This window comes from Pontixanthobacter luteolus, assembly GCF_947494915.1.
In the GTDB taxonomy this organism is placed as follows: Bacteria; Pseudomonadota; Alphaproteobacteria; order Sphingomonadales; family Sphingomonadaceae; genus Pontixanthobacter; species Pontixanthobacter luteolus.
In genome coordinates, this window is record NZ_CANLWR010000001.1 from 1343003 (window position 1) to 1368303 (window position 25301).

The 25301-nt window shown below is 58.5% G+C and carries 25 protein-coding genes and 2 tRNA genes; 17 read left to right on the top strand and 10 right to left on the bottom strand.

Annotated features, from left to right (window positions below; translation table 11 throughout):
• Positions 1–90 precede the first annotated feature (90 nt).
• The 3 genes from PO778_RS06495 to PO778_RS06505 all read left to right on the top strand — a co-directional run bounded on the left by PO778_RS06495 (position 91) and on the right by PO778_RS06505 (position 2432).
• Positions 91–972, top strand: coding sequence for an HpcH/HpaI aldolase/citrate lyase family protein (locus PO778_RS06495; RefSeq protein ID WP_271438979.1), 882 nt, complete (start codon positions 91–93; stop codon positions 970–972).
• A gap of 89 nt (positions 973–1061) precedes the next feature.
• Positions 1062–1475 (top strand): holin family protein, encoded by a 414-nt coding sequence (locus PO778_RS06500; RefSeq protein WP_271438980.1) that lies wholly within the window; start codon positions 1062–1064, stop codon positions 1473–1475.
• 129 nt (positions 1476–1604) lie between these two features.
• Positions 1605–2432, top strand: a complete 828-nt coding sequence (locus tag PO778_RS06505) for a hypothetical protein (protein WP_271438981.1) — start codon at positions 1605–1607, stop codon at positions 2430–2432.
• 296 nt (positions 2433–2728) lie between these two features.
• On the opposite strand, the gene PO778_RS06510 is transcribed toward PO778_RS06505, so the two are convergent.
• The gene (locus PO778_RS06510) at positions 2729–3817 is read right to left on the bottom strand and encodes a histidine kinase dimerization/phosphoacceptor domain -containing protein (protein WP_271438982.1); all 1089 of its coding nucleotides are present in this window, start codon (positions 3815–3817) and stop codon (positions 2729–2731) included.
• A gap of 174 nt (positions 3818–3991) precedes the next feature.
• Here PO778_RS06510 and PO778_RS06515 point away from each other — a divergent pair, with 174 nt between their 5' ends.
• From PO778_RS06515 to accC, 3 genes are all read left to right on the top strand, one after another.
• On the top strand, positions 3992–4450 hold the full coding sequence (locus PO778_RS06515; protein ID WP_438944380.1) for a type II 3-dehydroquinate dehydratase: 459 nt from the start codon (positions 3992–3994) through the stop codon (positions 4448–4450).
• Between the two features lie 85 nt (positions 4451–4535).
• Entirely contained in the window at positions 4536–5030 is a 495-nt protein-coding gene (gene accB / locus PO778_RS06520; RefSeq protein ID WP_271438983.1) for an acetyl-CoA carboxylase biotin carboxyl carrier protein, read from the top strand.
• A gap of 7 nt (positions 5031–5037) precedes the next feature.
• A complete protein-coding gene (accC, locus tag PO778_RS06525) occupies positions 5038–6387 on the top strand; it encodes an acetyl-CoA carboxylase biotin carboxylase subunit (RefSeq protein ID WP_160730135.1) in 1350 nt (449 codons plus the stop codon).
• Between the two features lie 72 nt (positions 6388–6459).
• On the opposite strand, the gene PO778_RS06530 is transcribed toward accC, so the two are convergent.
• Entirely contained in the window at positions 6460–6861 is a 402-nt protein-coding gene (locus PO778_RS06530) for a hypothetical protein (protein ID WP_271438984.1), read from the bottom strand.
• A 21-nt stretch (positions 6862–6882) separates the two neighbouring features.
• Positions 6883–7347 carry an Lrp/AsnC family transcriptional regulator gene (locus PO778_RS06535; protein WP_160730137.1) on the bottom strand — a complete coding sequence of 155 codons (465 nt, stop codon included), beginning with the start codon at positions 7345–7347 and terminating at the stop codon, positions 6883–6885.
• 223 nt (positions 7348–7570) lie between these two features.
• On the opposite strand from PO778_RS06535, the gene PO778_RS06540 reads away from it, so the two are divergent.
• The 7 genes from PO778_RS06540 (at position 7571) to PO778_RS06570 (ending at position 14460) form a co-directional block, all read left to right on the top strand.
• The gene (locus tag PO778_RS06540; protein ID WP_271438985.1) at positions 7571–9298 is read left to right on the top strand and encodes a histidine kinase dimerization/phospho-acceptor domain-containing protein; all 1728 of its coding nucleotides are present in this window, start codon (positions 7571–7573) and stop codon (positions 9296–9298) included.
• A gap of 31 nt (positions 9299–9329) precedes the next feature.
• Complete coding sequence (locus PO778_RS06545) at positions 9330–10328, top strand: polysaccharide deacetylase family protein (protein WP_271438986.1); 999 nt, start codon at positions 9330–9332, stop codon at positions 10326–10328.
• Positions 10329–10449: 121 nt separating this feature from the next.
• Positions 10450–10523, top strand: a tRNA-Ile gene (locus PO778_RS06550).
• A 57-nt stretch (positions 10524–10580) separates the two neighbouring features.
• A tRNA-Pro gene (locus PO778_RS06555) sits at positions 10581–10657 on the top strand.
• A gap of 109 nt (positions 10658–10766) precedes the next feature.
• Entirely contained in the window at positions 10767–12032 is a 1266-nt protein-coding gene (locus tag PO778_RS06560; protein WP_271438987.1) for an MATE family efflux transporter, read from the top strand.
• A gap of 184 nt (positions 12033–12216) precedes the next feature.
• The gene (locus tag PO778_RS06565; protein WP_271438988.1) at positions 12217–13674 is read left to right on the top strand and encodes a tyrosinase family protein; all 1458 of its coding nucleotides are present in this window, start codon (positions 12217–12219) and stop codon (positions 13672–13674) included.
• Positions 13675–13689: 15 nt separating this feature from the next.
• Positions 13690–14460 (top strand): copper chaperone, encoded by a 771-nt coding sequence (locus PO778_RS06570; RefSeq protein ID WP_271438989.1) that lies wholly within the window; start codon positions 13690–13692, stop codon positions 14458–14460.
• Here PO778_RS06570 and PO778_RS06575 read toward each other — a convergent pair whose 3' ends face one another.
• Together PO778_RS06575 and PO778_RS06580 are read right to left on the bottom strand one after the other, a co-directional pair.
• Positions 14461–15831 (bottom strand): M28 family peptidase, encoded by a 1371-nt coding sequence (locus tag PO778_RS06575; protein ID WP_271438990.1) that lies wholly within the window; start codon positions 15829–15831, stop codon positions 14461–14463.
• A gap of 42 nt (positions 15832–15873) precedes the next feature.
• Positions 15874–18219: a TonB-dependent receptor gene (locus PO778_RS06580; RefSeq protein ID WP_271438991.1), complete on the bottom strand. Its 2346-nt coding sequence runs from the start codon at positions 18217–18219 to the stop codon at positions 15874–15876.
• A gap of 268 nt (positions 18220–18487) precedes the next feature.
• On the opposite strand from PO778_RS06580, the gene ettA reads away from it, so the two are divergent.
• On the top strand, positions 18488–20167 hold the full coding sequence (gene ettA / locus PO778_RS06585; RefSeq protein WP_160730145.1) for an energy-dependent translational throttle protein EttA: 1680 nt from the start codon (positions 18488–18490) through the stop codon (positions 20165–20167).
• Positions 20168–20205: 38 nt separating this feature from the next.
• Here ettA and PO778_RS06590 read toward each other — a convergent pair whose 3' ends face one another.
• Complete coding sequence (locus PO778_RS06590) at positions 20206–20919, bottom strand: hypothetical protein (protein ID WP_271438992.1); 714 nt, start codon at positions 20917–20919, stop codon at positions 20206–20208.
• Positions 20920–21021: 102 nt separating this feature from the next.
• Complete coding sequence (locus PO778_RS06595; RefSeq protein WP_271438993.1) at positions 21022–21267, bottom strand: hypothetical protein; 246 nt, start codon at positions 21265–21267, stop codon at positions 21022–21024.
• 158 nt (positions 21268–21425) lie between these two features.
• Here PO778_RS06595 and PO778_RS06600 point away from each other — a divergent pair, with 158 nt between their 5' ends.
• On the top strand, positions 21426–21863 hold the full coding sequence (locus tag PO778_RS06600; RefSeq protein WP_271438994.1) for an FKBP-type peptidyl-prolyl cis-trans isomerase: 438 nt from the start codon (positions 21426–21428) through the stop codon (positions 21861–21863).
• 93 nt (positions 21864–21956) lie between these two features.
• Here the strand turns inward: PO778_RS06600 and PO778_RS06605 are convergent, their stop codons facing one another.
• The gene (locus PO778_RS06605) at positions 21957–23051 is read right to left on the bottom strand and encodes a transporter (protein ID WP_271438995.1); all 1095 of its coding nucleotides are present in this window, start codon (positions 23049–23051) and stop codon (positions 21957–21959) included.
• A 54-nt stretch (positions 23052–23105) separates the two neighbouring features.
• Positions 23106–23492, bottom strand: a complete 387-nt coding sequence (locus tag PO778_RS06610; RefSeq protein ID WP_271438996.1) for a hypothetical protein — start codon at positions 23490–23492, stop codon at positions 23106–23108.
• A gap of 148 nt (positions 23493–23640) precedes the next feature.
• Between PO778_RS06610 and PO778_RS06615 the strand changes: the two genes are divergently transcribed.
• Together PO778_RS06615 and PO778_RS06620 are read left to right on the top strand one after the other, a co-directional pair.
• A complete protein-coding gene (locus tag PO778_RS06615) occupies positions 23641–23919 on the top strand; it encodes a hypothetical protein (protein ID WP_160730150.1) in 279 nt (92 codons plus the stop codon).
• Positions 23920–23999: 80 nt separating this feature from the next.
• Positions 24000–24506, top strand: coding sequence for a response regulator (locus tag PO778_RS06620; RefSeq protein ID WP_333908179.1), 507 nt, complete (start codon positions 24000–24002; stop codon positions 24504–24506).
• Positions 24507–24551: 45 nt separating this feature from the next.
• On the opposite strand, the gene PO778_RS06625 is transcribed toward PO778_RS06620, so the two are convergent.
• Complete coding sequence (locus PO778_RS06625; protein ID WP_271438997.1) at positions 24552–25142, bottom strand: pyridoxamine 5'-phosphate oxidase family protein; 591 nt, start codon at positions 25140–25142, stop codon at positions 24552–24554.
• Positions 25143–25301 lie beyond the last annotated feature (159 nt).

The window sequence follows — 25301 nt, forward strand, 5'->3', positions numbered from 1 at the left end:
TCCTTCATCGCCGAAATGCCGCCGCGCAGGTCCAACGATCTTGCGTGCCGCCAGCGTGCGCCCTACCCAGCGCGCAATGGAGTTTTGCCGATGACCGATACACCCAAACTGAAGATGCGATCCTGGCTGTTTGCCCCGGGCGACAGCGAGCGAAAGATGCAGAAGGCCAGCGATAGCGAGGCAGATATCGTGCTGCTGGACCTTGAAGATTCGGTCATGCCGGAAAACAAGCCGGAGGCGCGCAGGCTCGTCAGCGCATTCATCGCGGCGCGCAGCGACCGCCACCGGATCTGGGTCAGGATCAACCCGATCACCAGCGAATTTGCCGAGGATGATCTGGCCGCGATCATGCCATCCGCGCCGGGCGGCATTCTGCTGCCGAAATCGCAGGGGAGCTGCGATCCCGAGCGGCTCGATGAATTGCTGACGCAGCACGAGGAAACTCACGGTATCGAGCCGGCATCTACCCGCGTGGCCGCACTGGTCACTGAAACCCCGCACGCCATGTTCCACACCGGCGACTACGAAAACGTGCCGCGGCTTGTCGCGATGAGCTGGGGCGCGGAAGATTTGTCCTCCGCAATCGGGGCTTCTGTCCAGTTTCAGCCTAACGGGCAGTATATGCCGGTGTTCGAACTGGCCCGCAGCCTGTGCCTGCTGGGCGCAGTTGCCGCAGGTGCAGCACCGATCGAGACAATACAGGCCGACTTCCGCGATCTCGACGGACTGCGCGAGCGCGCATTGATGGTCCGCAGCCAGGGATACCGGGGGATGCTGGCCATTCATCCGGCGCAGGTGCCCGTTATCAATCAGGCATTTACGCCAAGCGAGGCAGAGCTGGATAAAGCACGCGCGGTCATCGCGGCCTTTGCCGCCAATCCGGGCGCAGGCACGGTTGGCGTGGACGGGGCCATGCTCGACCGGCCGCATCTCGCGCTTGCCCATGCATTGCTCGCCAGCGCAGAGGACTAAGGCCCAAGAACCAAACTCGTCACATTAATTTTCCTACAGGAACCTATTTGGTTAGGAATCGTGCGAATCACTCAGCAAGGATTTCGCCAATGCCGCTTCTGGAAACACTCATCGGGCCTATCTCCTCGATCATCGACAAGATCATTCCTGACAAGGAAGCCCGGGCGAAAGCAAAGCTGGAATTGCTCAGGCTGGAGGGAAGCCATGAGCTGAAAGCGATCGAGGCGCGCCTCGCCGCCATCGTGGCAGAGGCCAATTCGCACGACCCGTGGACCAGCCGCGCCCGGCCCAGCTTCCTTTATGTCATGTATATTCTGCTGCTGACCGCCCTCCCCATGGGCATTCTCGCGGCCTTCAGCCCGGCCACAGCGAAAGACATCGCCGCGGGCATGAACGCATATTTGGGCGGACTGCCCGAACCGCTCTACGCTTTGTTCGGCACAGGCTATCTCGGATACACAGCGGCGCGGCAGTGGGGCAAGGCGCGCGGGACTGACAGATAAACATTATGTCTCTAATTTTTATACTCTGTCCAGAATTGCGCTGTGCCCTGTTTAGGTAAAGGGGGCGCAACGACCTCTCCTGCGATGTCAGCTTTTGAGAAACGGCGCAGAAATGGCTAATGTCCGATTATGGGTGGCAAGCGGAGGTTGCATCAGAAACAATGTTTTGACCTCTCAGATGCGACGCCTAGAAATAAAGCAATGCAACTCTTCCGTCCCAAGCCACCAATTGATCGCGATGAATTTGAGTGGCTCATAGCGTGCTTCGCTTGGCTCCGAAGCGTCCTCGAAGATGCTCACATTCGCCCAGAATTTATAATGCCCGATTATCCTAGCTTACGCCAAGCTCAGACCGCGCCCGAGCTTTTCGAAGCTGTTCGCAGCCTCGCCGGAATGGAAAACTGGCCCTGCAGGCTGGAGAAGGTGGAGGCCCGTGAGGATGTGCCTGACCTAGGGCTAATCGAAGGTGCAGGCGCTTGTGGAACTTTTTCAGTCGAGAACGGACAAGCGGTCATTCGCTATTCGGCCGACATGCTGAAGCAACCCGACAATCTCGCAGGCACATTTGCTCACGAACTATGCCACTATCTGCTCATGAATGCTGGCGATCCTCCCGGCGGTCCGGATCTAATGGAACATTCAACCGATTGTGCCGCAATTTATCTCGGTTTTGGTGTGCTCCTCTCAAATTCAGCGAAGCGTGTTGACCACACGGTTGATATCGGTGGGCTTGGCTGGCGGATTTGGAATGCAGGATATTTGTCAGAGGCGGCTCGTGTAACGGCGACGGCAATGTTTGCGGCACTTCATCAATATGAACTCGATGATGCATACAGCGCCCTAAAGCCGCATTTGCGGAAAGACTTGAAAAAGGCCGCCAAGGTCATCGCACATGAGCACAACGAATTTGCAGCTTCACTCGAAAGAGTTGATTTGTTCGACTGGAGATACGGTTAAGCGCAAGTCTCAGACAGTAACATGAAACGTCCACAATTGGGTCATTCGCTGACATTCCGCTTTTAGCACACTGCTAGCTTGGATTAGGCTCTCCACAACGGTGCAGACAACTTGGGCAAGGCGCACGAGACTGACAGGTAGTACAGTTCATCTTGTCATCGGAGCAAGTTAGACCTGCTTTCGGCCCGGTTTTTGAAGAAACGACAGGTGGGATTTACCTATGTTTGCCGAAGCGTCAGCCTTTCGTACCGCGCAATTATCAGATGGATGGTGCAGGTTGGGTGCAAGCGGTCACTTCAGCTATGCTGTGGCGTCACTTTAAGTTCCATCCCATCGCCTGTAGCTGCCCACTCGGCATTCGCATTTAGCGAGTTCGCAAGCGCATGAATCACCCTAGTGCCCAATCCGGATTTCGACATGGCCCGCTCTGCATCCAATTTAGTCGCTTTTCCGTTGTCGCGGCATACAATCGACCACGAACGAGCATCGCCTTTTATACGCACGGTGATAGCCCCTATCCCATCCATCGAGCCGTGCTTCACACTATTAGAAACAAATTCATTCACAATCAGGAGCAGAGCATTCGCAAACTGAGGTGTCGCCTCGATAGCTTCAACTTCAATCGACAAGGTTGCAGCTTCCGGGATGAGGTATCGCAGGTCTGTCTGCACTCGCTCAAACAAAGATTTCAGGTCCACATGGCCACCAGCTTCCAACTCGTGCAATTCAGCATGGAGCGACGCTAGAGATCGAATGCGCGTGCTTGCGTCATCGAGTTCCAGCCTCAACACCTCATGAGATGTTCTACGGGCCTTCATGGACAGCATTGCACCGATGGAGGCCAACGAGTTCTTTACGCGATGATCTACTTCTCTTCGCAGCACTCGTTCTTCTTCGAGGGCAATCCGGAGATTGAGCTCGCGCATTACGTGTTTCGATAACACCCTAAGAACTTTACGCTGGCGATCAGTGAGAGTTCGCGGTTTGTTATCGAGCACACACAGCGTCCCCAAAGGGAGGCCGTTCGCTCCCTTGAGAACCGCTCCCGCATAAAAACGAAATCCCGGCTCTGATGTGCACAGGGGATTGTCTGCCATCCGCTCATCTTGAAGCGTATCGGGAATCTCGACGAAGTCGCCCTGAAGTATGACGTGGCCACACAAGCTCGTTTCTATGGGAGTGGATCTCACACCGAGGCCGACTTCGGCCTTGAACCACTGACGTCCCTCGTCGATGAAGTTCACGACCGAAACAGGTGTCTCGCATATATCCGAGGCAATCTCGACCAGCTCGTCAAAATCCTTCTCCCGTTCGGTGTCGAGAATGCCGTATCGATGAAGCTCCCTGAGGCGCTCCTCTTCCTGAGGGTGAAGGCTTGGTTTCATCCGGCCGGTTTAGCAGGAACATTAATATTGTGAAACTGCCTAGAATGTCCGAAGCCGGGTCGCTAGCGGAACGGCAGATTTACTAGTCGAAAGCTGCCTTCAGGCAAGCTCCGCGCCCCTGCACTACATCCCAAACCCCTTCCGATGCTTTCCATCCGCCGCTAAGGCGGGCGAATGAGCATTCCGATCACCAATACCGTCTATGTCCTTAACGGGCCAAATTTGAACCTGCTCGGCACCCGCGAGCCGGAGATCTATGGCTCTGATACGCTGGATGACATTGCCGGAATGCTGGAGGATCGCGGCCGCGAACTCGGGCTGGAAATTGACATGCGCCAGACCAATCATGAGGGGATGCTGGTCGACTGGCTGCATGAGGCGCAGGCTGAAAGTGCGATGGCCGTTCTGCTGAATGCAGCGGCCTATACCCACACCTCCATCTCGCTGCTGGATGCGGTCCGCGCGATCCGCACGCCGGTTATCGAAGTGCATTTGTCCGACCCGTCAACGCGGGAAGATTTCCGGCATATTTCCTATGTCGGAATGGCTGCGCACGAGACGGTTCAGGGTCTCGGGGCGCGAAGCTATGTCGTGGCGCTCGACGTAGCGGCAAGGCTCCAAAACGGCACCTGATTCCCCGCCAAAATCGGTCACACCCCCTTGCCCTGACGCGCGATGCCGCGCATAGGCCCAAGCCTGAAACAACTATGAGGCAAACATGGCCACCACCAAGGGCGCTGCCGGAAAGAACCACGGCATGAACGTTGATACCAAGCTTGTACGTGAACTTGCTGAGATGCTGGGCGAAACCGGCCTCACTGAAATCGAAGTCGAAGATGGCGACCGCAAAGTGCGCGTATCGCGCGGCGGCGGCGTTGCAATGGCGGCCCCTGCACCGATGCACGCCCCGGCACCGGCTGCGCTTGCACCGGCAGCGGCGGCCCCGGCTGGCGACGCGCCGGCAGCACCGGCCGACAATGCGAATTCACTGAAGTCACCAATGGTCGGCACCGTCTATCTCGCCGCAGAACCGGGCGCCGCCCCGTTTGTGAGCGTGGGTGACAGCGTGAAGGAAGGCGACACCATTCTGATCGTCGAGGCGATGAAGGTGATGAACCCGATCACCGCCGACAAATCCGGCACGATCAAGGAAATCCTGGTCGAGAACGCCCAGCCCGTCGAATACGACCAGCCACTTGCAGTAATCGGCTAAGCGCGACATGGGCATTTCCCGAATTCTCATCGCCAATCGCGGCGAAATTGCACTGCGTATCCACCGTGCTGCGCACGAAATGGGCATTGAGACGGTTGCGGTCCATTCGACCGCCGACGCCGACGCGATGCATGTTCGCCTGGCCGATCACGCGGTCTGCATCGGCCCGCCGCCGGCAACCGACAGCTATCTGAACACCGCCGCGATCATTTCTGCGGCAGAAGTCGCACAGTGCGATGCAATCCATCCGGGTTATGGCTTCCTTTCGGAGAACGAGAAGTTCGCCGAAATCGTTGAAGCGCATGACATCGCGTGGATCGGTCCGAAGCCTGAACATATCCGCACGATGGGCGACAAGGTCATGGCCAAGAAGACCGCGGGGGCGCTAGGCCTTCCGCTGGTCCCCGGGTCTGACGGTGCGATCGACAATGTCGAAGAAGCCGCGAAGATCGCGGAAGAAATCGGTTACCCGGTCATCATCAAGGCAGCATCGGGCGGCGGCGGCCGCGGCATGAAAGTGTGCGAAAGCCCCGAAACTCTGGGCACCCTGATGCAGCAGGCCGGCAATGAAGCCAAATCTGCGTTTGGCGATGCCACGGTCTATCTCGAGAAGTATCTCGGCGATCCTCGCCATATCGAATTCCAGGTGTTCGGCGACGGCAATGGCAATGCGATCCATCTTGGTGAACGCGACTGTTCGCTGCAGCGCCGCCACCAGAAGGTTTTCGAGGAAGCACCCTCGCCGGTACTTTCTACCGAAGAACGTAACCGTATGGGTGAAATTTGCGCCAAGGCCATGGCCGATATGGGCTATCGCGGTGCCGGAACAATCGAATTCCTGTGGGAAAACGGTGAATTCTATTTCATCGAAATGAACACCCGGCTTCAGGTCGAACATCCCGTGACTGAAATGATCACCGGCGTCGACCTGGTGCGCGAACAGATCCGTATTGCCGATGGCAAGGCGCTGTCGGTCAAGCAGGACGAGATCGAGTTCAAAGGCCACGCGATCGAATGCCGCATCAATGCGGAAGATCCGTTCACCTTCGCCCCTTCACCAGGCAAGGTCACATCGTATCACGCCGCGGGCGGCATGCACGTTCGGGTCGATAGCGGCCTGTATGCGGGATATTCGATCCCGCCATACTACGATTCCATGATCGCCAAATTGATCGTGTATGGCCGCAACCGCGAAGGATGCATCATGCGTCTGCGGCGCGCGCTGGAAGAAATGGTGATCGAAGGCGTCAACACCTCCATCCCTCTTCACCGCGAACTGCTGACGCAGGATGATATCCTGAGCGGCGATTATTCGATCAAGTGGCTCGAGGAATGGCTCAAGGAACGCAGCGAGTAATCGCCCGCCGTCCAATCCGCTCTGACGCGGCGATCATAACCCTGATTTGAAAATTGATATCGCGGTACCCGGTTACTGGCCGGGTGCCGCATATCCTTCCTCGCGCAAGGTGATGATGTAGTCGGTCAGCAATTGGGCGTCTTCGTCCGACACTTCGACATTCATTTCCTGCGGGAAACTGTGCGAATCGAGCAGGAACGCCTTGAGCGTGGTATTGGTGAGGCCCGGCATATTCGCCACCATCATGAAGCTGGGCGCGGACGGATTAGGAGAGATCTGGCCCGGCGCAACGGCGTGGCAGCCAGCACAAAGCGCCTCCGACATTTCAAAACCGGCCAGCGGCTCCATATCGGCGCCGGATGGGGCGGTTACCGGCGCAGGCCAAGCTGCGTTTGCGCTTTCCACCTGTGTATCGGTGCTTGTGCACGATGCCAGCAGCAGAGCCGGGATAGCGAGAAATGCATTCTTGATCATCGGAACAGTCCCGTCAGGTAGTTATTCCAGCGGTACGCCCGGCTCATGCTTGGCCGTGCGGATGGTGAGCGAGGTTTTTACGCTTTCCACATTGGGCGCAGGGGTGAGTTTGCTGGTCAGAAATTCCTGAAAACTCTGCAAATCCTTGCTCACGACCTTGAGGATAAAATCGATCTCACCGTTGAGCATATGCACTTCGCGCACTTCGGGCAGAGCATGCATATGATCTTCGAATTCGCGCAGCGCGCTTTCCGCCTGGCTCTTTAGGCTGACCATTGCAAAGACGGTGATTGCGAATCCCAATTGCGAAGCGTCGAGCTCCGCATGGTAGCCGCGGATTACCCCTTCTTCCTCAAGCGCGCGCACGCGCCTCAGGCATGGCGGTGCGGTTAATCCGACGCGCTGTGCAAGTTCTACGTTGGTTACGCGCCCTTCGCTCTGCAATTCTGCGAGCAAACGCCGGTCAATATCGTCGAGATTGGCCACCTCTTACGCCCCTGTCAGTCCCTGAGCGCCATTAACTGCGCTGCCGTGCAATGAAAGATACGTATATGAATACGCATTGCTAATATTATTGTTCTTGCCAGCAATTGTCCCGCTTTGCAACGATCCACAGGGGCGGCGTTCCAAGGGGGTGCGAAACTGGTAGGGCTCGCTAGTCCGAAATTGAAGGGGATTATGAGCCCCGTTGGAGATTCGCGAAACCGTAATGCAGTTTGATGACCGCCTTGCCACCGTACTGCGCCACCGCGCATCGGGTGATCGTGCGGCGCGGACACAGTTCCGCCAGTTGCTCGACCTGCTTGGCAGTCGCCGGAACATCAAGGACCGCAAATTGCTTGCATCCGCGTGGCTCAGGCTAGGCGCATTGGGGGAAATTATCCCTGCGGCAGATCGCGCGGCAATGGTTGCAGACGCGGGCCTGCGGATTCGGAACCCGGAGCTGGCGGTACATCTGGCGGAAGACGAACCTGCGGTCGCCGCTGCTGCCCTGTCTCGCGCTGAAATCAGCTCTGACGATTGGGAGGCACTCATCCCGCGTCTGCCGGTGCGTGCACGCGGCTTTCTGCGCCTGCGCCGCGACCTTCCGCCGCAGACGACCGACCTGCTCGAACGGCTGGGTATCCAGGATCGCGGACTTCCCAATCCGGCATCAGCCGAAAAGCAGGTGCAGCAGCCGGACAGTCCAGATGGTCTTGCCCGAGGGGGAAGCAATGTAACCCCTATTCGCAGCACCCCTTTGCCGGCCAACGATATCCCGCTGGAACTCAGCGAAGAAGAGGTGCTTGAAGAAGACACCGAAATCGGTGCGTTGGTCAAACGGATTGAGGCGTTCCGCAAGGCGCGCGTATCGGCCCCTGACAAGACCGACGCGCCCCGCTTGCCGCTGGGCGAACAAATCGCCGACACAGATCAGCAGGTCAGCGCCTTCGCCTTTACCGCCGATGCCCGCGGACGGATCGATTGGGCAGACCAGCCGATCGCTCCGATGGTGATCGGGACGGTCCTGGACCGCGACAAGCTTGGTCCTGCGATCAAGTTTCGCCAGCCAATCCGTGACGAGGTACTCGAACTGGCCGGTGCGCCGAAAATATCTGGCAAATGGGTTGTCGATGCGGCCCCCCAATTCACGCAGCCGGAAGGCCGGTTTTTCGGCTATGCCGGCATGTTCCGCCGTGCGCCTGACGATATTTCGAACATCACCGATCCGCCCGCCTCGAGCGAGGCCGATCGCCTGCGCCAGCTGCTTCACGAACTGAAGACACCGGTCAACGCGATTCAGGGCTTTTCCGAGGTGATCCAGCAGCAGCTGTTTGGCCCGACACCGCATGAATACCGCGCGCTTGCTGCAAATATTGCAGGCGACAGCGCAAGGATGCTCGCAGGCTTCGATGAATTGGACCGGCTGGCGAAACTGGAAACCGGTGCGCTGGACCTTGAAATGGGCGAAGCGGATTTCGCCGCCATCGTGGCCGCCCAGATCGAACAATTGGGCCGCGTGCTCGCCCCGCGTACCGCTGCGTTCGAATTCGCATGGACAGGTGCCGGGCCGAGTGCCGGCTATGTACCGCTGGACCAGAAGGAAGCCGAAACGCTCGCGTGGCGGCTGCTCGCAACGCTTGCAGGTGCCATCGGCGCAGGAGAAAGCATCCCGGTCGGGTTTGCGCCGCAAGACAGGATGCTGGGCCTGCACATCGACCTGCCCGCATCTCTCGCCGCCACCGATGATATTTTCGCGGCAACCGCAAAACCCGGCAAGGCTGCGGTTAGCGCGGGAATGTTCGGCGCGGGCTTTTCCTTGCGGCTCGCCCGGGCAGAGGCCCGATCGGCAGGCGGCGACTTGATGCGTGTGGACGATTCGATCGTGCTCACCCTGCCGCTCTTGACCGCAGCCGGGAGCGAATCTAGCCAGACAGCAGACGGCGCGGCAAACTGATCGCGCCCATTTTGGCAGGGAGTACCGGCACGTGGACCGGTCGATAATCGAACCGCCCGTCAAGGGATCAGCCACGCGCTTCAAAGCCGGTTTCGGCCAGCGTTCGCTGCTTACTGTCGATACTGAGGAAGAATTCGACTGGGAGGGCCCGTTCAGCCCCAGCGGACACGGCCTCGACCATGTACCCCGCCTCGCCAAATTCCAGCAGTTTTGCGAAGGCATCGGCGTCTGCCCCGTCTATCTGGTCGACTGGCCCGTGGCGACATCCGAAGTGGCGATGGACATCCTTCGCGCACCTTTGCAAGCAGGCAAGGCCGAAATCGGCATCCAGCTCCACCCGTGGGTCAATCCGCCCTTCGAAGAAGAGGTGAACACATTCAATTCGTTCGCCGGAAATCTGCCGCCGGACCTGGAAGAGCGGAAGTTCTTCAAGCTGCGCGACGAGATCCAGAAGAATTTCGGCTGCGCACCCCAGATCTACCGCGCTGGCCGTTACGGACTTGGCCCGTCGAGCGCGAAAATCCTGAAAAAGGCCGGTGTCGCGATCGACAGCTCGGTGCGCGCCAATTTCGATTACAGCGCGGGCGGCGGCCCCAATTACCGCGACCATCCGCTGGAACCCTATTGGGTCGATAGCGAACACCAGCTGCTCGAATTGCCGCTGACGACCGTGTTCTGGGGAATGCTTCGCAAGCAGGGCCGCGCACTCTACCCGGCACTTTCGCGATTGGGGAAAGTGAACGGCATCGCGTCGCGTCTGGGAATGCTGGAACGAATCGCGCTGACCCCAGAGGGTGTCTCCGCTGACGAGGCACTGCGCGGGATCGACATCGCGATCGACGATCAATTGCCTGTTCTGGTGCTATCGTTCCACAGCCCTTCACTGGTGCCTGGCCATACACCATACGTGCGGACCGAGGATGATCTGGACGAGCTTTACGAATGGTGGAGGCGAATTTACGCGTACCTCGATCAGCGCGGGGTGAAGTCGACAACGGTGGCTGAAATCATGCAATCAGCGGAAGTTTAAGCCTACCAAGCAAGCTAATTTGTGAAATCGCAAAAACGATGCTTGCTACTCGCGCTTCCCCCCGCTAGGCGCGCTCTGCTATCCGGCGATTGACGGACAGCATTCGCTTTAGGCATCCTGGGGGCCTGTAGCTCAGTTGGTTAGAGCTGGCCGCTCATAACGGCTAGGTCGCGGGTTCGAGTCCTGCCGGGCCCACCGGAAGCCAGCGGAGTTATCGCCTTTGTGATGAAGCGATAAATGAAAAGTAAGTGTCGGGGAGTGGCGCAGCCTGGTAGCGCACCTGTTTTGGGTACAGGGGGTCGCAAGTTCGAATCTTGTCTCCCCGACCACACTTTTCAATTTACTCCTGAGCGATCTGCTTGAGGAGTAACCATCATCACCGCCTCCACCCTTTCCAGACTTGATACGCGCGCGATTTGGGCGATTGCCCTGCCTGCGATGGTGACCAACGTCGCCACCGCGCTGATCGGGATTGGCGACATGTGGATCGTGGGCCGTTTGGGCGATCCGGCAGCACAGGGCGCTGTTGATGTCGGCGCGCGGCTGTTTGCCGTGTTGTTCACCGTGATGAACTTCCTCAAGACCGGCACGACTGGATTGGTCGCGCAGGAAGGTACGCGTGCAGGCCGCGAGGCGCAGGTTTCCGTGTTGATGCGCGGGATTACTGTAGGTTTTGCCATTGCCGTCATGCTGCTGATCGCGAAACCTGTGATCCAGCCCCTATTTCTGTCGCTGCTGGGCGCGGAAGACGCCGTGCTTGGCGCCGCCCGCACCTATGCAGACATCCGGTACTGGAGCGCGCCCGGCGTCATGCTGAATCTCGCGTTGATCGGCTTTCTCGTCGGACGCAGACAGATGGCCGCAGTGCTGGTTTTCGAGGTTGCCTATAATGCGCTGAATGTCGGGCTCGGCCTGTGGCTCGTGCTGGAAATGGATATGGGGATCGCCGGGATCGGCTGGTCCAGCTTCATCGCAGAGTACGTCAAACTCGCTGCCGTAATGCTGTTCGTTTTTCGCGGCGACGTGACGGGCCATTTGCTGAAAGTCCTCGCCAAAGGGTCATTCTTGCGTTGGCAGTCGCTGCAGCCGTTTCTGTCGGTCAACCGTGACCTGTTCCTGCGCACATTGGTGCTGATGATCGCGCTAGCCGCCCTCACCCGGTTAAGCGCAGAACGCGGTGCGGTGGTGCTCGCGGCCAACGGTATCATCTATCAATTGTTCGTCTTCACAGCGCTGCTGCTGGACGGGTTCGAGAATGCCGCGCAGGTTCTCAATGGCGAACGATACGGCGCGCGCGACCGGCACGGTTTCGTTCAATATATTCGTGCGTTGCTGGTTCGCGGGATTGCAGTCGCAGCAGTGGTGGCGGCCGCATTCTACGCCCTCGCGGGTCCTATACTGACCAGCTTTGCCGCGACGCCGGGCGTCGCCAGAGCCGCGCAGGAAAGCGCGGTTTGGCTGGTGCTGATCCCGTTCGCGGGGGTCGCCGGTTTCGTATTCGACGGAGTGTTTGTCGGCGCGAGCTGGACCCGCGCGCTTCTTGGCACAATGCTGGGCGCGGCGCTGATCTACGCGGCCATGCTGTGGCTGACCTGGCCGATGGGCAATCAGGGCCTGTGGCTGAGCTTCACCGCGTTCCTGATCGCCAGAGCCGTGCTGCAAGCGTTGTGGCTGCCGCGCCTGATCCGCACGTCAATGGCCTGACGCGCGCTGCAATCATTCTGAAATCGCGGCAAGTTGTTCCCCAAACCTTCCGCGCAAAGATTTATAATCGAATGTAAAATTCCTTGGTGTTTCGACTAAATTTGCAATCACTATTTAAAAATGCATTATAGATGAAATAGAAAATTCGAGTCGCGCAATTGGTTATTCCTATGGGAGAGCGACTGTGGTTCGAATTCGCCGTGATATTGCCAGCTTCGGGGAAGCATGGCCAGAAACCCTCATCTGGTACGCAAAAGCTGTCAGGCAGCTGAGGTCGCTCGACCCCAATGACCGAAATAGCTGGGCCTATCTTGGCGCAATCCACGGAATTGACCGGCAAGGCTGGATCAATGACGGGGTGATTACCCCGCAAAGCCCCATGCCGCCTCAATCTGAGCAGGACCGGATGTGGAACCAGTGCCAGCATGGAACCTGGTATTTCCTGCCGTGGCATCGCGGATATTGCTGGTCTTTCGAGCAAATTATCGGAGCCACTGTGGAGGCGCTCGGCGGCCCTTCCGACTGGGGCCTGCCTTACTGGAACTACCTCGACGCGACCAATCCCAATGCGCGCGATATTCCCGATGCGTTCATGTCTGCAACCATGCCCGACGGGAGCGATAATCCGCTACATGACGCAGAGCGCAATGGACTTACGCGCTTGGGCCCCAGTTCCTGGTATCCGCGCGACATCGATCTGAGCTGCATGAATCAACATTATTACACCTCCGCAGTCGGCTCTCTCGGTTTCGGTGGCGGGGTAACTGCTTTCAATCATTTCAGCGGTCCAACAGGTGCCTGTGAAGGCAATCCGCATAACCCGGTTCACGTGATGGTTGGCGGCATTTCACCGATGGGATGGATGGCCGATCCGAACTTTGCCGCTCTTGATCCGATTTTCTGGACACATCACTGCAATATCGACCGCCTTTGGGCGGCGTGGCTGACTGTCCCTGGCAATGTGCAGGAAACCGGCGCAAACTGGTCTGACGGGCCATCGCCCAGACAGTTTGAAATGCCGACAAGCTCCGGGCAGACGACCGTGTTCGTTCCCGGACAGACCTTGCCCGGCAAGACGTATGCGCCGACTTATGACGATCTGACTCGCGGCACAGGTATCGGGGTCGGACCGTTGATCGCCAAGACCGTGCTGATGGAAGGTATCGAAATGGGTGCAGATAAAGGAACCGAAGGTCCGCCTGCGTCAACGCTTATCGGCTCGAGCACGGAGAGCCTGAGCACGCATGCCAATGCTGCAACGACCGCTGTGGAGATGGCGCAGGGGCCGGAAATGCTGGCCAAATCATTCGAGCCTTCTCGCCTGTTCCTAAATCTGGAACACGTGCGCGGCGAGACTGCCAGTAGCGTCCTGAATGTCTATATCGGCCTGCCGGACGGACACCGTGAGCTTGCCGACACGCTGGCCCTTTTCGGCCTTCAGAAAGCTTCTCAGGAAGACGGCGATCATGCGGGCAACGGATTGACCTATACAATCGACATCACCGGTCCGGCGAACAAGCTGATCGCCAGTCATGACGCCACTCTCGACATGATCGAAGTGACTATCGAACAACCCGATGAAGCGAAGGCGGCACCCGTTACGGTCGAAAGGATCAGCATCTACAGTCAGCCGGCACGCTAAGGCCGGGGCAGGACCATGATCGCTTTCCTCAACAGGCTGTTTCGGCAGAATGTGTACCGGTTTCTGATCCTGAGTTCGGCCGCCATGTTCCTTGCGGTCAATTGGCTGCCAGCACCGGTCAAGATTGCATCGCTGTGCGGGGATAGCACGATCATGCTGGGTGTTCGCAGCGGGATTTCGAACCTGCAGCTGTTCCCGCTCAGCAATTTTGCCGAGGGTTGGTTCTTCATGATGGTGCCGATGATGCTGGTGCTGCTTGCATCCCCGCTGCAGCACGTATGGCAATCTGCCGTGAAAGCATGGCGGCTCCGCGCTGCGGTGGTTTTCCTCGGTGCATATCTTGGCGCCTGGATGGCGGCGGGTGCTGTGGTAATTCCCCTGTCCGTGCTTACCCGGTCCGTATTCGGTGAAGGGGCGGCGCTAGCGGCGGTGCTGGCCTTTGCCTTTCTATGGAGCGCCTCCCCGATCAGCCAGCGGGCACGCAACCGGTGCCATAAGATACGGCGTATCAGCGCATGCGGCGCAGCAATGGCACGTGATTGCGTATCTTACGGCCTCCGTCACGCGGCGGCGTGTATCGCCAGTTGCTGGCCCTGGATGCTGGTTCCGATGGCAGCCGAAGACCTGCACCTCGCGGCGATGACTGCGGTGACCGTCTATCTTTTCTTCGAAAGAATAGCACCCACGCGCAGCCCCAGGTGGCGGTTGCCACCCGGCCTGACACTGCCAGCCGAACTGGTCAGAATGGATTTGATGCGGCTGACGCGTCAGCCGAGCCCAGCCTGATTATTCGCCTTTGATCGAGCCTTCATAATTGGCGAGAATTCCGGCGACCTGCGTCCATACCGCGACATTCTGACGAAGCTGTGCCGGATCAATTTTGTCCAGCGTATCGTCGGGCGTGTGGTGCAGATCGAAATAGCGGGTGCCATCCTGCTGCAGATCGATGATCGCGGTGCCTTGATCGCGCGCGATGTTGATATCCGCACCGCCGCTGGCCTCGATAGTCGAATTGGCGACACCAAAGCGCGCAACAGAGGATGCGAGCTTTGCGTGGAGCTCAGGATTTGTCTCGCGGAAATTGCTTTCGAAGCGCCAGATGCGGTCCGCCCCGAAATCGCTTTCAAATGCGACTCCGATCGGCTCATCGATATGCGCTTTTGAATAAGCGACACTGCCATGCAAACCGACTTCCTCCGCACCGGCCATCAGGACACGGATGGTGCGCAGCGGCTGGCCGGTGTGCGAAACATGGAGCGCCGCCGCAGCAGCGATGCCGCAGCCGGCACCATCATCGAATGCGCCCGTCCCGTTCCACCAGCTGTCCAGATGACAGGCCAGCAGGACTGGCGGTAGCGATGGATCACGGCCAACGATCTCGCCGACAACATTGCCGCTGCGGGTCATGCCCAGTTTCTCAGGTGTCAGCACCAGCTTCATGGTAATCGGCCGTCCGTCGGCGCGCTCAAACATGCGCTCAAGATTCAGAGCATCCGGGATCGACAGCGCGCCTGCGGGTATCATCCCGTCGACCACGCGTGTGCCGCCGGTGTGCGGGTTGCGGTGCTTGTCAGTGCCGATCGACTTGATGACCGTGCCGACCGCGCCTTTGCTCTTCGCGATGCTGGCACCGACCCAGCGGGCCGGACCGGCGAAACCGTATTGCGAGCCATCCTGCGTCGGGGTCATCGAATGGCTGATATAGGCGATCTTGCCGTCCAGACTGCCGGCAGGCGCAGCCATCAGGTCGGCAGTGGTTGCGAACATCACGACCTCGGCCTCGATACCGTCGGCACCGGTCGATGCGCTGCCGCCCAGCGGTGTGACCTGGAAAGGCTGCGGGAATGGTGAAGTGATCGCGGCGCTGGCAAGCTCACCCGGCACCCACGTATCCATCATGAACGGTTCGTCCGCCACGTTCTGGAAACCTTGAGAGGTCAGCCAGTTGACCGCCCAGTCGCGTCCGCGCTGCTCGGCCTCTGTCCCGGCCTGCCGGGGCCCGACTTCGGTCGTCAGCCCCTCGACGAAGTTCCAGGCGATTGTATCTTGGGTTAGCGCGCCGTCCGCCATGTCAGGCAGGCTGACAGAACCAGCCTCTTGAGCGCTAATTGCAACCGGGAGCGAAAGCGCAGCGAGCGCGAGTGCGTATTTCTTCATGGCGGCGAGTGCTAATCACACCCGCCGCACAAGTCCAGAAGATCAGAATTTGATCCCGGCCGACACACCCCAGACACGGGGCTCGTTGACCATGGCAGTCAGGTTGTTGAAATCGATACCGCTGACGGGCGACGTGTCGTTGGTGATGTTGCGCACGAAGGCCGCGAGTTCGAACGTATCCGTATCGTATCCGACACGCACCCCGCCCTCGAGCTGGCTGGCATCCTGGAATTCCACCGATTCATAGAGGAAGAAATTGATCCGCGAACGATAAGACCAGTCGGTGAAGACATAGAATTCTCCCTCACCGGCAGGGATAGCGTATTTGGCGGTCCAGTTGGCGATCCAGCGCGGCGACTGCGGCAGACGGTTGCCATCGATATTCACGATCGCGGCCGAAAACGGTGCAGCTGGGGTGACGATCGGGTCGAGGATCGTGCACAGCGATACATCAGGGAAGGTATCGACACGGGTCCCGCCGCACGCCGCGGTGGTCAGGCCGGTATCCTGAATTTCGGTGTGGTTGTAGCTGAGGCCGGCCGTCAGGTAGAGATTGTCTACCGGCACCAGTTCGGCATCAAGTTCGAAGCCGTACCCGCGCACGTTATCGGCGTTGATCAGGCGGTTCGCGTTCACATTGCCGCCCACTGCGGTCAGCTGCGCATCGTTCAGATCATAGAGAAAACCGGACAAATTAATCCGCGCGCGGCCATCCAGAAGCGTCGACTTGATGCCGGCTTCGTAGGACGTGATCGTTTCCGAACCGGCAACCGAGACGCCGTCTTCCAGCGGAGTGGCAGTTGCTGGCGGGAACAGGATACGCCCCTGGATGCTGGGCGCGCGGTAACCGCGTGCCACGCGGGCATACAGGTTGATATCGTCGCTCGCTTCGTAGGCAACGCTGGCATCCCATGTGATCGTATCGTCGCTGACCGAACGAGTGACCGTGCCGAGCGGGTTCTGCAGGAAGGTCGGGAACTGGCTGTCCTGGCTGCGAACCACGGTGAAATCACGCTCATCGTCATTATAGCGGATGCCGCCGGTGACGCTGAGCTGATCGGACAGATCGACGGTTACGGAACCGAATACGCCCAGAGCCTTGCTCTGCTGGTCCTGCGAAACGACGATATTCACCCCGCCCGGCGCGTTAAGCGGATCACCGAGGGTAGAATAGTTCTCGCTCAGAATGCTGAGCGATTCGTCAAAGTAGAAGATGCCTGCCTGATAGCTGACCGGGCCGTTGCCGTTGCTGGCAATCCGCAGTTCCTGGGTGAACTGTTCAAGTTCAGGCACAGAGTCGCGGGTTTCTGCAGTGAACGGAATATCGCCCGGACCATACAGCGCCGGGGGAAGGAAGTTCGCGCCAAAACCGCCATCGACATCACCGACCGAAGTCGATGTGCCATGCCAATAGCTGGTGACCGAAATAAGCGATACCGGACCGACATCCCAGGTCATGCGAGCAGACGCGTTCTGGGTTTTGACCGACTGTTCATTTTGTCCGTCAACAGAAACACTGTCGCGGTCAAAATTGGCGTTCAGACCTTCCTGTCCGCGGGTGAAGTTATTCGCACGGAACAGGCGTGCTGTACCGTCGAGATCACGCAGCTGGCCGGTCAGGAGGATTTCGAAATCGTCGGAGGGACGCACGGCAGCCTGCAAGCGGAACGCCATGTCATTATAACCGCCGAATGCGTCCTTGGTCGTGCCGCTCGGCAGGACATTGTCTACGTAGTCGTCCTGGCGCTGGTAGAGAGCCGACAGGCGCACGCTGACATTATCGCCCAGCGGGCCGCCAACTGCGCCTTCGGCGTTGATGTTGTTGAACCGTCCGAATGACACACGCGCATAGCCACCTGCTTCATCACCCGGCTTTACGGAATCGAACTTTACGATCCCGGCCGGGGTGTTGCGGCCAAACAGCGTGCCTTGCGGGCCGCGAAGGACCTCGACCTGCTGCATGTCGAAAATGGGGAAGCCCTTGAGGATCGGGTTTTCCAGGACAACGTCGTCATACACCAGGCTGACCGGCTGCGCGGCGTTGAAATCGAAGTCGGTGTTGCCGAGGCCTCGAATGTAGAAACGCGGGAAAGTACGGCCGAACGAGCTTTCGACCAACAGGCTGGGGACGCGGCCCGAAAGCGCACGAATATCCTGCCCCGAACTACTGAGCGCTTCGAGCTGGTCGTCGCTGATCGCGGTAACCGAAACCGGAACATCCTGCAGGTTTTCTTCGCGGCGCTGTGCCGTCACGATGATTTCCGTGAGGCCACCTTCTGATGCACCGGTGCTTTCGGTGTCCTGCGCCGCAGCAGGCGCTGCAAATACAAGAGTGCCGGCAAGCGCAGAAACCGCTGCCGAGGAAAGATATTTTGCGCTGAGTGTCATGGAATTGTCTCCACTGAAACGAAGTGATCGTCGCGGGATGCTGCGCCGTTCACCAGAATCGCCAGAATGAATGTCGAGTGAAACCGGGGCGCAATTCGCAGGAGGTCCTGCGCCGGTCAATCAGCCGGTCCAAGCAGGACCAATTTCGGAAAACTTCGTTGCAGTTTTGCTACGGCCCGACGCGCTCACGGCTTGCCCCGGGGGCATTCGCACCCTATCTGCCGACTAAATCCAAGCTCAGTTTACGATTACCCGAAGGACCGACCCAATGGCCGCGCAATACGCATATGTCATGAAGAACATGACCAAGACTTTCCCCGGTGCGAAAAAGCCGGTGCTGGCGAACATCAACCTGCAATTCTATCAGGGCGCAAAAATCGGCATTGTCGGGCCAAACGGCGCAGGCAAATCCACCCTGATCAAGATCATGGCTGGTATCGACACCGATTTCTCCGGTGAAGCCTGGCCGGGTGAGAACATCACCGTCGGCTATTTGGCGCAGGAACCGGAGCTGGACGAAAGCAAGACGGTTCTTGAAAACGTCAAGGACGGTGCCCGCGAAGTTGCTGACATGGTCGACCGTTTCAACGCGATTTCGGCCGAAATGGGCGATCCGCAGGACGACACCGATTTCGACGCACTGATGGAAGAAATGGGCGTGTTGCAGGAAAAGATCGACGCGGTTGACGGCTGGACGCTCGACAACCAGCTCGAGATCGCAATGGAGGCACTGCGCTGCCCGCCATCCGATGCTTCGGTCTCGAACCTTTCAGGCGGTGAAAAACGCCGCGTCGCCCTCACCCGTCTGCTGATCCAGAAACCGTCGATCCTGCTGCTCGACGAACCAACCAACCACCTCGACGCGGAATCGGTCGAGTGGCTAGAGAACCACCTCAAGGAATATGCCGGCGCTGTTCTGATGATCACCCACGATCGTTACTTCCTCGACAACGTGGTGGAATGGATTCTGGAGCTCGATCGCGGCTCGTATTATCCATACGAAGGCAATTACTCGACCTATCTGGAGAAGAAAGCCAAGCGTCTCGCGCAGGAAGACCGCGAAGACCAGGGCCGCCAGAAAGCGCTTAACGAGGAACTCGACTGGATCCGTCAGGGCACCAAGGGCCGCCAGACCAAATCCAAGGCTCGTATCCGCAAGTTCGAAGAGCTTCAGGACGCGCAGCAGGACCGCAAGCCGGGCAAGGCGCAGATTGTTATTCAGGTGCCGGAACGCCTTGGCAGCAAGGTTATCGAAGCCAAGAACATTTCAAAGGCTTACGGCGACAAGCTGCTGTTCGAAAACCTGTCCTTCATGCTGCCCCCGGGCGGCATTGTCGGCGTGATCGGCCCCAACGGTGCCGGCAAGTCCACCCTGTTCAAGATCATCACCGGTCAGGAACAGCCCGATAGCGGCACGATCGAAATCGGCGAGACGGTCCATCTGGGGTATGTTGACCAGAGCCGTGATCACCTCGATCCGAAGAAGAACGTCTGGCAGGAAGTGTCGGATGAACTCGACTATATGAAGGTCAACGGCCACGACATGAGCACGCGTGCCTATGTCGGCGCATTCAACTTCAAGGGTGCGGATCAGCAGAAGGTCGTCGGGAAACTTTCCGGCGGTGAACGCAACCGTGTTCACATGGCCAAGATGCTGAAAGAAGGCGGCAATGTGCTGCTGCTGGACGAGCCGACCAACGATCTCGACGTGGAAACGCTGCGTGCGCTGGAAGATGCGATTGAAAACTTCGCAGGTTGCGCCGTGGTCATCTCGCATGACCGCTTCTTCCTCGATCGGCTGGCCACGCACATTCTTGCATTTGAAGGCGACAGCCATGTCGAATGGTTCGAAGGCAACTTCGAAGCATATGAAGAAGACAAGCGCCGCCGCATGGGCGACGCAGCAGATCGCCCAACCCGGTTGGCTTATAAAAAGCTGACCAGGTAAGCGCGCACCCTAGTCAGGGTGCGAATGTGCTTGGATTGTTAGCGAGCGGAACGGACCGGTGATTGGATCCGGACCGTCTTTTGAGCGACGGGAAGCGCTTTCTCAGAAAGCCGCTTCATCGGTTCCCCTTGACGGCCGCCCGCAACAATTTGTGCAAACGACAAATCGAGCTGCGCTAGGTCGCCAATGACGATCACCAGTATTTCGGAGCGGTTGTCTGCGCTCACGACCTGGTGGAACTGCGCACTGAACGTTTCAGCCGGTAGTTCGTAACCTGCATCGGCAATCATTTGCTGAACGCGCTGCGCCTCGGACCCTTCCGGCGGTACATCTTCTGCTCTCCCGAACCGGGCCCGGTAAAACAGCCCCATATCGCCCAGGCTCGCCAATGGCATGCCATCATCCATGAAGTCGTAAGCGGCATTGGGATATTCGGGAAGATAAGATTCGAACTGGATCCAGTACGCTCGCTCGACCACTTGCTCCTCATTCGCCTCGACAAACAGGTGTATTTCAGCATCGACCACGTCTTTCAGATCGAACCTGGTCGAACCGAGATATCGCGCACCTTCTGGCAGGTGCACGCGTGCATCGGGCAATTGCTGCGAATAGACAGAGTTCGCTTCCACCAATCGCGTTCTGGGCTTCTCGCCCCAGTGGGGTGCACTGGTTGTTGATGGAGAGAGCTCCATCGGACCGGTTGAACAAGACATCAACGCAAATGCGGCGAGCATCGGTAGGCTAATCCTCATGCCGGGTGAGTTGGCGTATTAGCTCACTAAGTCAATGCTCAGCGGATGTGTACGGACGTGCGGCAATCCGGCATCCACTGGTTATCGGCACCTCATCGCCGCTCACTGCCGTGACGACGGACACATCAGTGCAGACAAACCCGCCATAGCTATACCGAGAACCACGAATGCCGCAGCCGCCCCGGTCGGACCGAAGATTTCGACGGCGCCGTTGATGATACCGCCAGCGCCGCGAACCGCCTTGCCGGAAATGGGAGTTTCCGGGGCCGGTGCATCCAGCGCAAAGCCTGCGCAAACTGCACCAAAGGCGAGAGAGGCCAGGACAGCGGTTCTACGGTTGCACTGCATGGTAGTGATCAATCGCGTTAAATTGCTAAGATTTGATTTTGACCCGCGTATTTGACTCGCACACTCTGACTTGCGAGACTTAATCCCAAGGCGCTCGGCAAGCGAGTGCGTTCCAGGCGGCATTTCTCTGCCGCGAACACAAAATCCAAAGGACTTGCATGACTACTCCCAGCAACGGTGACACCGTAACAATCGACTACGTCCTCAAGCGGACTGACGGTGAGGAAATTGGCAATACGGCTCAGGTCGGACCGCAAGATATTCAGCTCGGCAACGGGCAGATCTTTCCGCAGATCGAAGAAGCATTGACCGGTATGAAGGTCGGCGACCAGCAGACGATTGCAATCCCCTGCGACATGGCATTCGGCCCTCGCCGCGAAGAACTGATCATCGAAATTCCCCGCGCAAACCTGCCGCCGGAACCAGCGCCGCAGCCGGGCATGGCGATGCAGGCGCAATCACCCGATGGCCAGCCGATGACGCTGCACATCATCGAAGTCGGCGAACAGTCTGTCAAAGCTGACGGCAATCATCCGCTGGCCGGTGAGGATCTGACATTCGATCTGACCCTGCGCGAAATCAAGCAGGCAGCGTGACCTGCTGAACGCAGAATTTGCGCATTGACCCAAACGATCAGGGGCGGACCATTTGGCCCGCCCCTTTTTGCATCAAACTTCCGAACCTGCGGATCAGTAAGCTTTTTGCCAGCCGACGGTTACTGACCAGTCTCCGGCCATTTGTGGTCCGTTGAGGTCCTGATAGACCGGTTTACCCAGTTCGATCCCCAAGCGGTGACCAGCCAGCGAGCCATGAGTGGCGACAAAGTTCACGCCGGCTATCAAGTCCACACGCTCAGCCCCGTAATAGTCGGGATTTGCACCTTGTGCGGGGCCCATGAGTACCGGATCAATCCCGTCGATAGGCCCCATCGTCCGCGCTTTGACTCGGCCCGACAGGCTGACCCACTGCGCAGGGCGGTAGCTGAGCCATGCGGTGCTTTCATAGCTGTCCCCGAAGCTATAGCCCTGGTCATTATCACCCAGCTTGATCGATGCGCTGGCCTGAAGACCCAGGCCGAACTTGCCGCGCCGCATCTTGTAAGTCAGTGTCGGTTCGAAATCCCAGGTTCCGGTGCCCAGTTGCATCCCATAGGGCATACGCATCACAGGCGTGGTGTTCATCGGAGTCAGCATTTGCGCGGTTTTGGTTGTCGAACCGACCGGAATATTCACACCCGCTTTCAGATACAGTTCGTCGCGGTTGTCCGCTTCCTTGTCGGGATGGCCGAGCAGCGGCATGATCGCCACGGTCTTCACATCGCCGAAACCCTTGGAACTGGTGGCATTATCCCCCAGTTGGGCCGTGCCCATGCCGCCTTGATAAACGGTCATTTCCATCTCTTTTTCGATGTATTTGCCCATCACGGCCAGCGTGACTGCATCTGACGGGGCATACATCATGCCGAACATGTACATGTCGGCACGCATGGTCTGCGGCACCACGCGCAGCGTGGGCGGCTGCATCCCGATGCCGGCAAATCGATTGGGGATGGTGGTCACGATCGTATCTGGCGAGACATCGTCGGTGCCGATCTGGTTCCCGTCCATTTCCATATGCATCGCGCGCAGCGAGAACATGATTTCCCCTTTCTTATGCGCGTGGTCGGCCATTACGCCAATCGGCGCATGGTCGTCTGCATAAACGGAGTGCGCAGTTGCGGCAGTGAAAGGAGTGATAGCAGTCGCAAGCGCGATCGCGCCCGCAATTCGGGTAGTATTAGACATAGATAATTCCTGAAAAATCGTGTGCGCGGGCGAAAACCCGGATGGTTCGAATTTTCAGGTGGCAGGTGGTCCGGTGGATGGAGGAAGCGCAGCCGGGAAAATCCCTGTCAGAACCTTGCGGCCCAGCCCTTGGACCGGCGCATCGCCAATCAAAGCGGCGGGGAGGATCAACGCGGAATCCAGCTTGCCCAATGGTGACGGACCCATATCGCATGGCTCATCCACGGGATCCGCATCCGTTTCCGGAACTTCGCCATACAGTAGCAGATAGGTTTCGTAATCGGGGTCGACGCGGGACACCTGCCGCTGGCTCGTGTCACCGGTATTGCACATCCGCACAGTCAACGAGCCATCTTTGGCAGATGCGACCATGTACCCGCCAGGTATCAAGGAAGCCATCAGGACTGAAAGCAGGGCAACGAGGCGAATTAACCGGTTCACGCGAGGGCATTTACCTCGAAGAACCGGCAACGCAAGAGGCAATCCTGGCCACAAAATACGGATTGCAGCTGATCAATTCGACCTCCTTAGCAATCCATCAACCAAATCAGGCTACTTGAACCAGACCGAGAGTTGGGGACGCGCCAAAGTGATTGATGTCGAGATCCAGAATGAGAGCACGCAAACGCACGAGAAAGTGAAGTTTGCCGTGGTTCCGCGCATCGGAGAAGGTGTGCGCCTGCAGGATCAGAACGGCTTCTGGGCCAGCTATGACATTCTGGACCTGTGGTACCAGAAAGCCGAATATGGCGATGTCTGGGTGCCTTACCTGCATGTGCGCAAAACAGCAGGCGAAGAAGACGCTGTGTCTCCGTTGGCAAAACGCGAAGCCCGCGATCAAGGGGAGGTAGTCCCATTCACAATCTGATCAAACGACGCAGCACGCCGGACCAGGACAACCAGCCGGAATCGCCGAAGACGGATACGCCGGCACCGCGCGAAGAAGACGTGGCTCTGCCGGATCAGCCTGCCGCGTCGGTTCAGGAACCAGCCGCTCCGCAGCCGGCTACAGCGCCCGCCCAACCGACATCCTACGGCCGCCGCGTGGCTCCGGCTACGCCGACTCCGGTCGATTCAGCGACGGAAACGGCCCGGCATTGCCTGCTGGTCGACGATTCGCGCATGATCCGGAAAATTGCCCGCCAAATTATCGAAGCACGCGGTTATGCCGTGGCAGAAGCTGAAAATGGTGAGGAAGCACTGGCCAAGTGCGGAGCTTCAATGCCCGACCTGATCATGCTCGACTGGGACATGCCAATCATGACCGGTATCGAATTCCTCGCCAAATTGCGCGCGGTTGAAAGCGCGAAGCAACCGAAAGTCGTGTTCTGCACAACGCATTCGAGTGCCATGGACATCCACAAGGCAATCGATGTCGGTGCGGACGAATTCGTGACCAAGCCTTTCACTGAAGAAAGCCTGCTGGCCAAACTGCGCAACATCGGCGCTGCCTGACGTCAAATGCCCGGGTTTGCGTTTTGCTTGCCCCAATTGGCTGACTTACGGAACCAACCATGTTCGATCCGGCTCGGCCCCATCCTCGCCCGGAGTGATTCGCGCTCGCCGGTGCCCCTCATTCGCCAGATACAGCCAGTCAAACTGCGCAATCTCGATCAGCAGCACCGCAAAATTGTCGCGCGCTGGCGCAACTTCTTCGTCGGCGGGGTTCGTCCCCTCCGCCCATTGCGGCAGGCCTGAAGTCGGTTCTGGCACTGCAGAACTGGGCGCTTGCTGCGCGAGATAGCATCGCTTGGCAAAGTTCGTTGCCTCGGCCCATGCGGCATCGGCAACGGGCCCGTCCTGTTCGACGCGTGCCGTCCCCCGCATCCGGATTTGAACCTTTCCCTGTTGGTCATAGGCCAGCACCGCCACTGAAGGATTGCCAGCGATTGCGGTTACCTTCGGTGTGCGAGAATCGGTGTGAAAACGCAGGCGATTGGTCTCACTGCAATATTCGCGCAGCACCATCACTCGCAGATCGCAATCGGCTGTTGCCACCACACAGGTATGCATTGCAGATTTGCGGCTCGTCGCCCCTTGCTGCAGGCGGGTCTTGATATCTTTCTCTACGTCGGCAAGGGTCATGTCCATGGGCGCTCTTAGCCACGACACGGACCGCCGAGTCAATCGGATCGGCAGTTCATCGAAAGCCCGCCTTATATTAACAGATGCCTAACTGCTCCGTTCAGATTACTGTCATCAAAGCTGAACTAGAAGAGCGTTATCAAGTGAGCCGCAGGGTGGGCGCGG